Source organism: Flavisolibacter ginsenosidimutans, from assembly GCF_007970805.1.
GTDB classification, from domain to species: Bacteria; Bacteroidota; Bacteroidia; order Chitinophagales; family Chitinophagaceae; genus Flavisolibacter; species Flavisolibacter ginsenosidimutans.
The window spans coordinates 4,051,366-4,064,834 of record NZ_CP042433.1; the positions used below are offsets into that span (position 1 = coordinate 4,051,366).

Here is a 13,469-nt window from a genome sequence, read left to right on the forward strand (position 1 = left end):
CCACCCAAGTCTCCCCTTTAGGGGGACAGGGGGCTTACCCCAAATTGTTTCAAATGGTGCAATGCGTGTTTGTGCAAAAGCTGCACGTTTTGCTCATAAGTTAAATCGCCAAAGAAAGGATTGCGGGTTACTTGAAGTTTGTTTTTTTCAAACACGGCAAAGAAATCGTCAAGCTCTTTCTTGAGTTCTTTGATGGCTTCCGCTTTCGAAGGATTGCGCACCGGTGCCGGCGTTTCGGGCATCAGGGGGTTGGGCGTGTTTTCGCGAAACGGTTTTTCGCTTTCCAAAAAGGCCCGTGCTTTGTCCAATTGTTCCGGCGGCGTGAGAATTTCCGTGTGGGCCACCTTGCCCGACGCAATGCGTGTGTAATCGGCAAAATGTTCAATCATTTGCTGTAAGGTCATCTTGCCCCAGGCGGCGGGTGTTTCGGTGGGAATTTCCTGCAATAAGGGAACAAAACGGCTTTGCAAAAACGCGGCTTTCTCTGCATTCATGATAAAGGGTTGTGAATGCAAGTTTACGGCCTATTGCGCAGAAACAGAGGACTGCTGATTCATGCCGTCCTCGATGCAAGTACTCAGCTTTTGAAAAATTTCATCCACGGAGCCTTCACCGTAAAGACGCTCCAGCTTGCCCTGTTTTTGATAATACTCGGCAACGGGTTCCGTCTCGTTTTTGTACACGTTAAAACGCCTGCGGATAACGGCTTCGTCCAGGTCGTCGCTGCGGCCCGATGTAACGCCGCGATTCACCAGTCGCTTGACCAGTTCCTCTTCAGTTACGTCCAGCGCCAGCACTTTGCAGATGGTTGTTTTTTTCAGCGAGAGAAGCTTGTCCAAAGCCTCGGCCTGCGCAATGGTTCGGGGAAAACCATCGAACAAAAAACCCTTGGCTTGAGGGTGTTTTATCAGGCAGGTGTCAATCATGCCGATCACCACTTCGTCGGGCACAAGCTGGCCTTTGTCCATAAAATTTTTGGCTTCCAGCCCCAGCGGTGTTTTGTCGAGAATTTCCTGGCGAAGCAGGTTGCCGGTAGAAAGATGTATCAGACCAAAACGTTCTACAATTTTTTCGGATTGCGTGCCTTTGCCGCTGCCCGGAGGGCCAAACAAAATCAAATTAAACATGTTGCTTACTACGCTTGAGGGCAACAAATATAGGGCAAAGAGAGGAGTCAGGAGACAGGAGCCAGAATACAGAATACAGGAGTCAGGAGATAGGATATAGAAAATAGGAGAGATCTGCTGTAACCAAAAAGTACGAGGTGAAATGAAATAAACAAAGGTTTGACTTCTTAAGCTGTTTTTTAGGTGGTACTTAGCCTCAAATTGGTGCCTACAACCTCCTGACTCCTGTATTCTGGCTCCTGTCTCCTTCTTTCACATTTTCTTTCAAAACCAGAGCCGCTGCCGTTTCGTAATTTTAAGCATGAAACGTTTTTTTCTGCTGGTGCCGATGGCTGCCGTTTTGCAGTTCTGCACGTATTCACAAACGCCTAAAACAACCGGAATGAATTCACCCAAAAACAACCCGCATTATTCCAATACCGACAGCACAAAATTGAACGTGGCCGATACCGATTGGGAAAAAGTTTTGCCAGCCGATGTTTACCGGGTGGCACGCGAAAAAGGAACCGAAAGGCCCTGGAGTTCGCCGCTGGAAACCATCAAGGACAAGGGAACGTACTATTGCGCCGTATGCGGCAACCCGCTTTTTATTAGCGATACAAAATTTGAAAGCGGCTGCGGCTGGCCTTCATTTTACCAGCCTATCAGCAAAGGCTCGGTTATTTATACGCCGGATAACACCTACGGAATGACCCGTACCGAAGTGCAGTGCGGCCGCTGCAAATCGCACCTGGGCCATGTGTTTGACGACGGACCGCCGCCCACCGGTTTGCGCTATTGCATTAACGGTGTGGTGCTTGATTTTAAAAAGGCGCAGGAGGCCGAAAAGAAATTTCAGAACCAGGATTTGAAGGATAAAAAGAATTCCTAAGAAATAATAAACCCTCCGATAAAGCAAGAGCCGTTCATCATTGAACGGCTCTTGCTTTTCCTGTTTAAGCAAATGAATCTTGTAAATCTTAGTTCTCGCAACTATACGTTAGCGAAGCCATGTCAAGCTTTCTTGTTTCAAACGCAAAGCCGTCGTAACGTTTTACAATTTCATCCAGCACCGCGTCTATTTCTTCTGCTTCCGAAATGGTAACGAGTTTTAACCGAAACTCTTTGATGTTGGGAAGGCCGCGTAAATAATTGGTGTAATGACGGCGCATTTCATTGATGCCGGCTTTCGTCCCCTTCCATTCAACCGAACGATGCAGGTGTTGACGAATCACATCTACGCGTTGTTGGATGCCCGGCGGTTGGAGGTGTTCGCCGGTTTTGATGAAGTGTTTTATCTCGTTAAAGATCCAGGGATAGCCAATGGCCGCACGGCCAATCATGATGCCGTCCACACCATAACGGCTTTTGTATTCCAATGCTTTTTCAGGCGTATCAATGTCGCCGTTGCCGAAGATGGGAATCTGAATTCGTGGGTTGTTCTTTACTCTCGCAATCGGTTCCCAATTGGCCACGCCTTTGTACAACTGGCACCGTGTGCGGCCGTGAATGGCAAGGGCTTTAATGCCCACATCCTGCAAGCGTTCGGCCACGTCGCCAATATTGATTGAAGCATCGTCCCAACCCAATCTTGTTTTTACCGTAACCGGCAAGGAGGTGGAATTGACAACCGCTTTGGTTAAGCGCACCATCAGGTCAATGTCTTTGAGCACCGCAGCACCGGCGCCTTTGGTCACTACCTTTTTCACCGGACAACCAAAGTTGATGTCGAGCAAATCGGGATTCACCGTGTCCACAATCTTTGCGCTCAGGGCCATCGCTTCTTCGTCGCCGCCAAAAATTTGAATGCCCACCGGCCGTTCGCTGTCGAAGATGTCGAGCTTTTGCCGGCTTTTGATGGCATCGCGAATAAGGCCTTCACTCGAAATAAATTCGGTGTACATCAAATCCGCACCGTTGACTTTACAAACCGCACGAAAAGGCGGGTCGCTTACGTCTTCCATCGGCGCCAGCAGCAAGGGAAAATCGGGAAGTTGTATGTCGGCAATTTTAACCAAGGAACGATTCTTTTATACAGGCTTATCTTGCAGCCTTTTGGCAAAGGCTCATAATTGTTTAAGCCAGGCGCAAATTTAGCAAAGCACGATGCAAACATATCTTAAAACGAGGCCGGTTTGGGTACAGTTCTTCCTGTTTTTGGGAATGGCGGTCGCGAGTTTTTTTATCGGCAGCGCGGTGGGTGTATTGATTTTATCCAAAATAACTGGCATCGGCTTGGGCCAGCTTCGCGATCCGAAGGCCTGGGATTTAGCCAATCCTGCCATGCTCACCTTCGTTCGCGGAATGATTTTGATCCAGTTTCTTTTTTTATTCGCCCTGCCTTCGCTTCTCTTTTCTTACCTCTCCGATAAAAAGCCTTTTCATTATCTTGGTTTGCAAGCACCCGGCACCAATCATTATTGGTTATGGGCTGTTTTGCTGATCGTGGTTTCTTATCCTTTTGTTGAATATGTGGGTTACATCAACCAAAAAATTGCCGTAAGCGCAGGTGGACAGTCGTGGATGAAAAGCATGGAAGAAGAAGCGGCGCGGCAAATAAAATTCATGCTTCGCGAACGAACACCGGCGGAGTTGATCAAGAACCTTGTTTTTATTTCGCTGTTTGCCGGCATTGGTGAAGAACTTTTTTTCCGGGGCATTTTACAGCGCATGCTGATTCGCGCCACGCAAAGTCCCTGGGTCGGAATCGTTTTGGCAGCAGCCATTTTCTCGGCCTTTCATTTCCAGTTTTACGGCTTTTTACCACGGCTATTTTTGGGTGTTTTGCTGGGTGCCATTTATTGGTTCAGCGGAAGTTTGTGGGTAGCCATGCTAGCGCATTTTCTTTACGATGCCTCGGTGATTGTCTATCTTTATTTTAACCCGCAAGATTTGCAAAACGCCGATGCTGAATTGATCAAAGGGCAGGAAGTACAGTTGCTCGTGGGTGCCATGATCAGCCTTGCGCTGACCTTTGTGTTGCTTCACCAGATGCAGAAAAAATCAGTGGTAAGTTACGAAGCCGTTTACAACGACGACTTTCCCAAACACAAGGACGATTTTAGTTTTTAACGATGGCTTTTAACGTACAAACATTTAAAACAAGAGCCCTCACCGCCGTCATTTTCGTGGTGGTGATGATGGCCGGACTGCTTTGGAACGAGTGGTCATTCTTTGTGTTGTTTTCGGTTGTGCACTTTGGTGCGTGGGTAGAATATCAAAAGCTGGTGGAAGCGTTTAATCCCGATTATAAGGCTATCAGCAACGTTCATCGCTACGGTGTAATGATTGGTGGCTGGTGTTTGCTGCTTTACTTCACGAACGGTAATTTATACATCGGCAACATTCGTTTGAATGAAGTTGGTTTTTGGCTTGGTCTGGCTTCAATGATTTTAATTCCGTTGGTGATTGTTTTAGAACGCAAGGGGGCATTAATAAAAAATCTTGGTTACTCTTTATCGGGTTTGATTTACATCTCGCTTTCGCTTGGTTTGCTCATTGCCATTCGAACCTTGTACGGGCTTAATACCGAAGGCAAAGAAGGCCTTGGTAAAGCGCTGGTGTTAACACTAATCTTTTCCATCTGGATCAACGACACGATGGCGTACATCGTGGGTTCGTTTATTGGCAAAACGCCGTTCTCCAAAATATCGCCGAAGAAAACATGGGAAGGCACAGGCGGCGGCGCAATCCTTTGCGTGGTGGCAATGGCTTTCATTGGTCATGCACTTGGATTGACTTATGTTGATGCAGGTTTTATTGCTGCATTGGCGGCAGTATTTGGAACCATTGGCGATTTGTTTGAAAGCAAATTAAAACGCATGGCAGGAGTGAAAGACAGCGGAAGTGTTATGCCCGGCCACGGCGGCTTTTTAGATCGCTTTGATTCGTTGTTGTTTGCAAGTGTAGCGGTGTGGGTTTACGTGCAAATCGCCATGCGGTAGAATTTCACGCGGTGACGCAACGAACGCAACAAAAAGATCAACTAAACCCAGCCACATTTTTTCTATAACCTTTGTCAATTGTTACTCGCAGCAAGCACTCCGCTGTTGTTGATTACTCAGGAAGAGTATTGCGATGCATCATGCGAACAAGAACCTCTCAACTCCTGACTCCTGAATTCTGACTCCTGACTCCTACATTCTACCTCCTCACTTCATCCCCTTCAGCCAATCCTCAATCCCTTGCGTTATCTTCTTCGCCACGGCCTTGTGAAACTTCGGATCAAGTATTTTTTTCTCGTCATCCGGGTTGCTTAAAAACGCAACCTCCACCAAACAATTCGGGTACTCCGTTGGACCGCTTAGCGAAAAATTAAACGAACCCACGTTGCCGTATTCATCCAATCCCAATTCCAACATGCGCTTTAAAATCGCTTGCGACAACGGCCGGAAACCAATGTAGCGGTAATACGTGCTCGTGCCCTTCACCGTAGGCGAACCCGCCGAATTCAGGTGAATGGAAATTAAAAAATCCGGTGCTTGTTCGCGGAGCATCACCGTGCGTTCCACCATGCTCAAATCCGTGTCGTGCGTACGCGTCATATAAACGGCAGCGCCTTTCTTTTTCAAATAAGCTTCCACCTCTTTGGCAATCTTCAGCGTGTAGTCTTTTTCCAAAACCTTCGAGGTCAGGCCGTCCGCGCCGGCGTTGGTGCCGCCGTGGCCCGCGTCAATCGCGATCTTTAATTTCTTAAGCGATAAGGATGGCGGTTGCCGCTTGATTTTTATTTGCAGCACGTTGTTCTTGTAGGCAATCGAATAGCCCCAATGCTGCTGGTGCTTCAGTTCAATAAAAATGCGGAACACATCGTCTTCCACCTGTTCGTACCAGGCGTTTTTTATTTCCTGGGTGGTCTTCAGTTGGGTGATCCAGTTGGTGTTGGACGTAACGCCGAAAACGTCCACCACCAGGCGTGCGGGATTGATTTGCTGCACGCTTTTGTACGGCAGTTTTTCCGTGAGAGAAATGTTCACGTAATCGGCGGCGCTGTCGCCGTACACCTTCCAACTGCCGGTTAAATAATAGGCTTGAAGCTTGATGGCCGTGTCGGTGCGGAAGGCCGACTTGGGCAGGTAGGCGAAATGCGCTTTCGAAAGCTGCACTTTGTAATCGGCTTTTACGCTGTCCACCACTTTTACCAGCACGTTGCTGTCGAGGAAACCGGCTTTGGCGCCGCCCAGGCGGTCTTCGCCGAGGCCGTAATTGAGGTAAACCAGCGGGCCGGAGGTGCGGCCGTAAAAAGCTTGCGAATGTGCAACGGCGGTAGCAATAAGGAAGCAGGCGAGGAGCAGTCGTCTCATGACGGCAAGATAGGAGAAAATGTGAGTGATGTCATCCTGAGCGAAGTCGAAGGATTATGGGACGAGCAGTAGTGCTAGTATGAAGCTGTCGTTGCGTCGCACTCTTGTGCGTTCGGGAAGGTTACTGAGCAAACTGACCTATATATCATAGATGTTTGCAAATTCAGTTCAGTTGATAATTTTTTCAATTTTTTGATTCACGAAATTTGCGATGATGTACAATCAAGAGGTAAAAAGACAATCAAGAGAATTACTAATCAATAATGCAATCGATGCATTAACTGTCAACCGTTTTGATAGCTTTCTTGTTTCGAAGGAGAAATTGGACAAAATAACTGACCACTTTAAAGGTCTTTTTTTCAAGATATTAAACAGTAAGCATTTCGACGCGATGAATCAATTGAATTGGCTGATCCACGGCGAAAAAACCAACTGGTATAACTTCTATGACAGTATGTGTCAGTCAAAAGATGCTTCTGCATTAAAGGTGCTTTATTTATCGGGTCCTGAACCTTTAAATGACATTGAAATGTTTCTAAATAAGGGTATTTCTCTTGCAAATATTTGGGCAATAGAGTCTGATAAAAATACTTATCAACAAGCTGTATCAGCATTAATCGAGGCAGAACTACCTGTCAAAATTCATCGTGGCACCCTTACAGAATTTTTCGAGTTAACAAATCATCAATTTGATATTATATATTATGACGCCTGCACGCCTTTCATTTCACCTACCTCTTCACCTTTCGAGACACTGAAACAGATTTTCTTAAATAATAGATTGACTGGTTTATCAGCTTTAATTACAAATTTTGCTGAGCCTAAGACAAACTTAAATTGGGGAGAAACTCTGGCTTGCTGGTATGCCAGCGCAACCGAGTTTCAATCTCCGCCTATTGATTTTAAACTTGGTTGGGATGAGATTACAAAATCTACATCATTAAAAGACTACGGTGATTACATCAACAAACACCTTCATGAGTATTACGATTATTTCTTAACCCAATTTATCTCATGTTTCGCATCCGAAATCATCCCGATATGGCAGGTATTTGCTTTGAGTTCTGTACAGAGTAATTTTTTCTGGCAAGAACAAGAACTGTTTAAACTTTTAAGTACAATAAAGTCTGAAGCGCCACCGACAGAAACAATGAAAGATTTTATAGCAATGGTACAGCATTATAAGCTCGCGGTTTCAGCTTATCCATTACTTAACTGGACGCGTCTTTCAGAAGAGTTGCTTGGTTCTAACCATGTCGTTAATACTTTTCTTCACAGCAAAAGAAAGAAGATGGCTCTTGGAGATGCTCTTTATTTAGGTTCCTTGCTTAAAAGCTTTGAAGAAGGCAATTCTGGCTTTAACACTTTTACTCGTGAGATATGCAGTCCAAGATTCCGTGAGTTGTTGATTGAACTTGATTTCTTTGATCGTCATTTGCATTTAACATGTGACATTCCAATGAAAAACCTAATTGTCGAACTGTTTTTTGGTCTCTATGGTTTTCCCTATGTAGCCAACACAGAACAGTGCTTAAGCTTAAAGTATAAAGCAAAAGAAACTTGGATGTTTTCTAACTGTTTTATTTTTGACCAGTGTAGGTATTTATATGACTATATACCTTCTCCTGATTTATTCAAGACCTTTTTCAGTGAAATTCATCATCAAGTTATTCTTAGAGGTTGTATTGATCTTATTCATAGAAAGCATTTAGAGCTAAATCCTAACTTTTTCAAATGGGGTTTTGTTGAAGGGATAGGTGAAGAGTTCGGAGCATATCATCTAAGACAACGAAGAAATCTAAATGAAGAGATGAATCAAGAAGGTAAAATAACCTAAATATTACAAAGACATTAAAAAACTCACATCATCAAATAGAATTTCACAGTTCTTGAAATTTCTTTGCTCTTTCGAATTTGGCTTTCGTTTTATGAAGGCTTAAATACAGTTGCAGCCGTCTGACTTTAACGCAGCAATGCCCTTTCTTTGCTTTCAAACAATTACGAGGATTTGTAACTTTGATAAATGTCACAAAAGAAAAAAGCAGTAGCCAAACAGCCTTACCTCACCAAACGAAGATTGGTCAGTGCCGCTAAATCCGGCATTCGCAAGGCGGCTGCGGAAACAATGGAAGTGATGGGCTATGTAATAATTGCTGAAGACGGCTGGCTGGTAAAAAAATACGCCGATGGTCGCACGGAGAAAATCTCTCCCATCGAAAGAGCAAACCCCAACGAATCGCTTGTCCTCGACTAAGCCCCAATCGCAATTGCGCCTTCGCGTGTTTGCCGGTCCAAACGGCTCGGGCAAAAGCACGGTCATCCATTACGTCAGAAACATCAAAGTAAAAAAGCACTTCATTGACTTCGGTTATTACATTAATGCCGATGACATTGCCGTGCAATTGCGAAGCAATTCCTTTTCGTTTGCTGCTTTCGATTTGAATGTAAAGCCAAAAGAATTTACCGAGGTTGTTTTGCTCTCTGGACTTATCGGCAATGAATTTTCGTTAGCCGATTTTCAATCAGCTTTTTCTTTGCGCAACAATATTCTGCGACTCAAAACGCCTGCTGCGGCAGAGCGGTTAGCGCAAATTGTTGCAGACTTTTTACGAAAGAAATTGTTGGAAGAACAAAAGAAGTTTTCGTTTGAAACAGTGTTCTCGCATCCTTCCAAACTAGAAATTATGCGGCAGGCAGCAGAGGCAGGCTATAAGGTTTATCTGTATTTCGTTTCTACCGAATCGCCGGAGATTAACAAGTTTCGGGTAAAGGCGCGAAAAGCAAAGAATGGACACGATGTGCCCGAAGACAAAATTGTAAGCCGTTATTATCGTTCGCTGGATTTACTTTTTGATGCTTGCCAATTAGCTTATCAGGTTTTCTTCTTTGATAACTCAGTTGACGGCGAAAACTCCGTGATGTTTGCGCATTTCAAATCAGGGGGTGGTAAAAAGAAGTGGGACCGGATTCAAAAAAGTGGCGTGCCAGAATGGTTTAAAAAATACTATTCAGATAAGGTAAGATAACCTCTTTGCTGCACAGCGATAAGAACGTACAAGAGTGCGACGCAACCACAGCTTCATAGTAACACTGCAGCTTAGTACATAATTCTTCTCGCCCTTCCGCCGTACTAAAACCTCCGTTTCGGCGTTTACCTTGCAGCACCAAACCGCATCGCGAATGAAAAACCTTTTGCTGCTTCTTTTCTCCCTGCCGCTGGCCGCCGCTTCGCAGGACTTTCATTTCTCCGCACGCCTCGGCGCTATGGGCTATAACGGCGACCTGAAAGCGCATCCCGTCACACTGTCGCAAACAAAGCCGATGATTTCGCTGGGCGCCCGCTACGACCTCACGGAACACATCATGGCCCGTGGCTATTTTACCTACGGCGCCTTAACCGCCAGCGATAAAAAAGGAACGGCTGCCATGCAGGCCCGCAACCTCGATTTCTCCACCAAGCTTTTGGATTTTGAACTGGGTGCCCAATACAACATTTTTAACCTGAACGAAAAGTGGTGGACGCCTTACGTGTTTGCGGGCATTGGCGCTTTCCATTTTAATCCGTACACCAAAGACGCGGCTGGCACGCAATACTTTTTAAAACCCCTGAGCACCGAAGGCCAGGGCTTTGAACCCGGCGTGCCGAATTACAGTCTTACACAGTTCAGCATTCCGCTTGGCTTTGGCGCGGAATACCTGCTGGACGAAGACCACCGCATTGGTCTTGAGTTCAGCTACCGCACCACCTTTACCGATTACCTTGACGACGTGAGCACAACTTATGTTAGCGATGCCGATTTGCTGAAGTATCGCGGACCAAAGGCAGTGGAACTGGCCTACCGCGGTGATGAAGTGAGCAATCGTCCTTATCCCGTTGGCGACATTCGCGGCAATCCAAAGCAGAAGGACGGTTATTATTACGTGGCGCTGACGTACACCTTCCGTTTTTGGTTTAACAAGTACAAGGAAACATCGGGGCTGCCGGGTGGGAAGAGAGATAGTAAGGTGGGTTGCCCGGCGAATCGGTATTGAGGTTTGTAGTTGGCGTGATGGTGTTAATCTCTTACTTTATTTGAATGGCTCAGGATGACATATGCTGAAGGCAGACAATCCGCGGAGGCGAAACAATTAAGGAACTACTTTGCACATTACGCCAACCACAAACCCACAAACGATAAACTCTCCGTATTTCTACGACTATATATTGCAACTACTACTGAATTTTTCTTTCACGGTTTGAAATCAATCTGTTTCGTTTTTATTTTGACGCCGTATCGTTTGAAAAACCGAGCATCCTATGAACCCGAACACAATTTTTGGACTTAGCTCTGTCCTTTGTTTTAGCTTACCCATCCTGGTAATTGTCCTTTTTCGTTTGTACCGCCACACCAGCCTTATTACCTTGATGCTTTATTATGGATTGACCATTGTTCACTGCCTTACCGCGGAAAGCATTCCGCCGGTGCCCACGTTCACAAATCCCTGGGACGTGATGTACAGCTTCGTGGAGATTCCGCTGGTACTTTCCTCGCTGCTTTTCTTTTGCCATGTGCGCCAGCGCCGCCAGTTTATGCAAAAGGTTTTGATTGGCTTTGTGGTTTACGAGATAGCGGTGTCGTTGTATTTTAAGTTTTCACCGCAATCATCTGTTTACATCATGACGCCGGGCCTCGTAATTGTGGTAGGCTATACTTCCTTTTTGTTTTTGCGCCAGGCCAAGTTTACGGTGTTGCACGGAAAGAACATTGGCCGCGTGCTGATGCTGGGCGCCATCCTGTTTTCGTACGGCAGTTATGCGCTGGTATTTTATACTTACTTCATTGAAAAGCAGCCCGACATTTACACCGTTTATTCGGTTTACTTTGTTTCGTCCACCATTGCCTCCCTGCTTATGTCCGTAGGCTTGTTCATGATGCGCTACCGCATAAAGGAATTGCAGGAATTGAAGGTGGTAAGGAAAGAATTGCAGATGGTGTTTGGCTCTTAATTAGATGACGGATGATAGATGACAGATGACAGAAGAAAATTTATAGTAAGAACCATACAACACTTAAAGTTGTTTTAAATAAGGGAAAGCCGGTCATTTGTTGGCCGGCTTTCCCTTTTCTATTCTGCGTCCCTTGCGAGTTTATTCTGAGCTTGTTAAAGAACACACTTCAACGGCATTAATTCTTTTCGCCTCTCCCTACTGCCATCTGTCATCCACCATCTGTCATCTTATAAAGCATACCGCCCGTCATTCACCAACTGCGCAGCGATTTTTCTTCTTGCTTCTTTGCTGTTGAACGGTTGTGCTTTTGTAAAGCGGCGAAGTCCCATCAGGATCATGCGCTGCTCGTCGCCTTCGGCAAAAGCATTGATGGCATCTTTGCCGTTTTTCAGTACGCGGTCGGCAGCATCGTACAAGAAGCAATTGAGCATGTCTTTGTAAACACCGGCAGTACCGTTTTCAGTTAGCTTCATTACACGCAGCAAAAGGCTCTCGGCAACAAAAGTGTCAATGCTCATGTCGGCAATGCACATCAAAATTTCCTGCTCGTTCTGCAATTGCATCATCAGCTTTTGCGCGGCCGCACCGGCAGTTAAGAGCAACGCTTTTTTAAAGCCTTGCACCAGTTTTCTTTCTTGCGCAAAAGGCGTTTCGTCTTCTTCACCAAAATCAGGAATGCTCATTAATTCACCCTGCACTTTCATGGCGGCACCCATCATGTTCAACCGGCCTTGCATGGCACGTTTCAATGTCATGTCAACGGTTAAAAGACGATTGATTTCATTTGTTCCTTCGTAAATGCGGTTGATGCGGCTGTCGCGATAGGCTCTTGAAATATTGTACTCTGCACTGTAGCCGTTGCCACCGTGAATCTGCACGCCTTCGTCCACAACAAAGTCCAGCACTTCACTGCCGTACACTTTCAAAATGGCGCATTCGATCGCGTATTCTTCGGCTGCACCGAGCAGCGCTTCGTTAAAGGGCTTGCCGCCTTCGTGCAACTCAGATTCTTTATCGTCAATCCATGCCGCTGCGCGGTAAAGCGCTGTTTCGCAGGCAAAGGTTTCAATTGCCATCTCGGCGAGCTTGTGCTGAATGGCGCCAAACTTCACGATGGGTGTTTTAAATTGTTCGCGGGTCATGGCGTATTCGGTCGAATTGGAGATGGCATGTTTCGCTCCACCGAGAGCCGCAGCACACAGTTTCAAGCGACCGATGTTTAAAATATTAAAGGCAATCTTGTGGCCTTTGCCAATCTCGCCCAGCAGGTTTTCAACCGGCACTTTGCAATCCTGGAAATACAATTGAACAGTGCTCGAACCTTTGATGCCCATCTTGTCTTCTTCGGGGCCGTTGGTGAATCCTTCAAAACCTCTTTCAACAAGAAAGGCCGTGAACTCCTTGCCATCAATTTTTGCAAACACGGTATAAACGTCGGCGAAGCCGCCGTTGGTAATCCAGCATTTTTGCCCGTTGAGCAAATAATATTTTCCGTCTTCGCTCAGCTTTGCCGTGGTCTTTGCACCGAGGGCATCGGAACCGCTGTTGGGTTCCGTTAAACCATATGCGCCTATCCATTCGCCGGAGATTAATTTGGGCAAATATTTTTGCTTCTGTTCTTCGGTGCCGAAGTATAAAATGGGCAAGGTGCCGATGCCCGTGTGGGCTGAAATTGCAACCGAAAAAGAATGCCCCGCACCCAAATATTCGCTCACGATAGTTGATGTGACAAAGTCTTTTCCAAGTCCGCCGTATTCTTCGGGAAAGGCCACAGAGAGCAAGCCTTGTTCACCGGCTTTTTGCAAAAGGCTGCGCATGTAACCGGGTTCCATTTTGTCCATGCGCTCCACGTTGGGCAATACTTCCTGCCGCAAAAACTGGTCGCACATGTCGCGAATCATTTTTTGTTCTTCGTTGAAATCTTCGGGTGTGAACGTTGCCTGCGGCTCGCTTTCTTTTACCAGCCATTCGCCGCCTTTGAGGGCTTGTGTTTTTATTGCTTCCATCGTTAGCGTTTTGTTTTATCGTTTTAAAAATTGTTGTTCGTTGATCGTTAGCCGTTGGTCGAAG

General features: G+C 45.9%; 13 protein-coding genes. 8 read left to right on the top strand and 5 right to left on the bottom strand.

Annotated elements, in window-relative coordinates:
• Positions 1-17 precede the first annotated feature (17 nt).
• Both FSB75_RS17240 and FSB75_RS17245 read right to left on the bottom strand, forming a co-directional pair.
• A complete protein-coding gene (locus FSB75_RS17240) occupies positions 18-494 on the bottom strand; it encodes a DinB family protein (RefSeq protein WP_146790038.1) in 477 nt (158 codons plus the stop codon).
• Positions 495-524: 30 nt separating this feature from the next.
• Positions 525-1,127 carry an adenylate kinase gene (locus FSB75_RS17245; protein ID WP_146790040.1) on the bottom strand — a complete coding sequence of 201 codons (603 nt, stop codon included), beginning with the start codon at positions 1,125-1,127 and terminating at the stop codon, positions 525-527.
• Positions 1,128-1,428: 301 nt separating this feature from the next.
• Between FSB75_RS17245 and msrB the strand changes: the two genes are divergently transcribed.
• A complete protein-coding gene (msrB, locus tag FSB75_RS17250) occupies positions 1,429-1,998 on the top strand; it encodes a peptide-methionine (R)-S-oxide reductase MsrB (RefSeq protein WP_146790041.1) in 570 nt (189 codons plus the stop codon).
• 88 nt (positions 1,999-2,086) lie between these two features.
• Here the strand turns inward: msrB and dusB are convergent, their stop codons facing one another.
• Positions 2,087-3,124: a tRNA dihydrouridine synthase DusB gene (dusB, locus tag FSB75_RS17255; RefSeq protein ID WP_146790043.1), complete on the bottom strand. Its 1,038-nt coding sequence runs from the start codon at positions 3,122-3,124 to the stop codon at positions 2,087-2,089.
• 88 nt (positions 3,125-3,212) lie between these two features.
• Between dusB and FSB75_RS17260 the strand changes: the two genes are divergently transcribed.
• Both FSB75_RS17260 and FSB75_RS17265 read left to right on the top strand, forming a co-directional pair.
• Positions 3,213-4,178, top strand: coding sequence for a CPBP family intramembrane glutamic endopeptidase (locus FSB75_RS17260; RefSeq protein ID WP_146790045.1), 966 nt, complete (start codon positions 3,213-3,215; stop codon positions 4,176-4,178).
• Positions 4,179-4,180: 2 nt separating this feature from the next.
• A complete protein-coding gene (locus FSB75_RS17265) occupies positions 4,181-5,050 on the top strand; it encodes a phosphatidate cytidylyltransferase (RefSeq protein WP_146790047.1) in 870 nt (289 codons plus the stop codon).
• Positions 5,051-5,257: 207 nt separating this feature from the next.
• On the opposite strand, the gene FSB75_RS17270 is transcribed toward FSB75_RS17265, so the two are convergent.
• Positions 5,258-6,409: an N-acetylmuramoyl-L-alanine amidase gene (locus FSB75_RS17270; protein WP_146790049.1), complete on the bottom strand. Its 1,152-nt coding sequence runs from the start codon at positions 6,407-6,409 to the stop codon at positions 5,258-5,260.
• 211 nt (positions 6,410-6,620) lie between these two features.
• Here FSB75_RS17270 and FSB75_RS17275 point away from each other — a divergent pair, with 211 nt between their 5' ends.
• The 5 genes from FSB75_RS17275 to FSB75_RS17295 all read left to right on the top strand — a co-directional run bounded on the left by FSB75_RS17275 (position 6,621) and on the right by FSB75_RS17295 (position 11,396).
• Positions 6,621-8,246, top strand: coding sequence for a hypothetical protein (locus FSB75_RS17275; RefSeq protein WP_146790051.1), 1,626 nt, complete (start codon positions 6,621-6,623; stop codon positions 8,244-8,246).
• Positions 8,247-8,432: 186 nt separating this feature from the next.
• Positions 8,433-8,663 carry a hypothetical protein gene (locus tag FSB75_RS17280; protein ID WP_146790053.1) on the top strand — a complete coding sequence of 77 codons (231 nt, stop codon included), beginning with the start codon at positions 8,433-8,435 and terminating at the stop codon, positions 8,661-8,663.
• Complete coding sequence (locus FSB75_RS17285) at positions 8,650-9,435, top strand: zeta toxin family protein (RefSeq protein WP_172623203.1); 786 nt, start codon at positions 8,650-8,652, stop codon at positions 9,433-9,435. The genes FSB75_RS17280 and FSB75_RS17285 overlap by 14 nt, the downstream gene beginning before the upstream one ends.
• 154 nt (positions 9,436-9,589) lie before the next feature.
• Positions 9,590-10,441 (top strand): DUF6089 family protein, encoded by an 852-nt coding sequence (locus tag FSB75_RS17290; protein ID WP_146790057.1) that lies wholly within the window; start codon positions 9,590-9,592, stop codon positions 10,439-10,441.
• Positions 10,442-10,706: 265 nt separating this feature from the next.
• Complete coding sequence (locus FSB75_RS17295; protein WP_146790059.1) at positions 10,707-11,396, top strand: hypothetical protein; 690 nt, start codon at positions 10,707-10,709, stop codon at positions 11,394-11,396.
• A gap of 230 nt (positions 11,397-11,626) precedes the next feature.
• On the opposite strand, the gene FSB75_RS17300 is transcribed toward FSB75_RS17295, so the two are convergent.
• Entirely contained in the window at positions 11,627-13,405 is a 1,779-nt protein-coding gene (locus FSB75_RS17300; RefSeq protein WP_146790061.1) for an acyl-CoA dehydrogenase family protein, read from the bottom strand.
• Positions 13,406-13,469 lie beyond the last annotated feature (64 nt).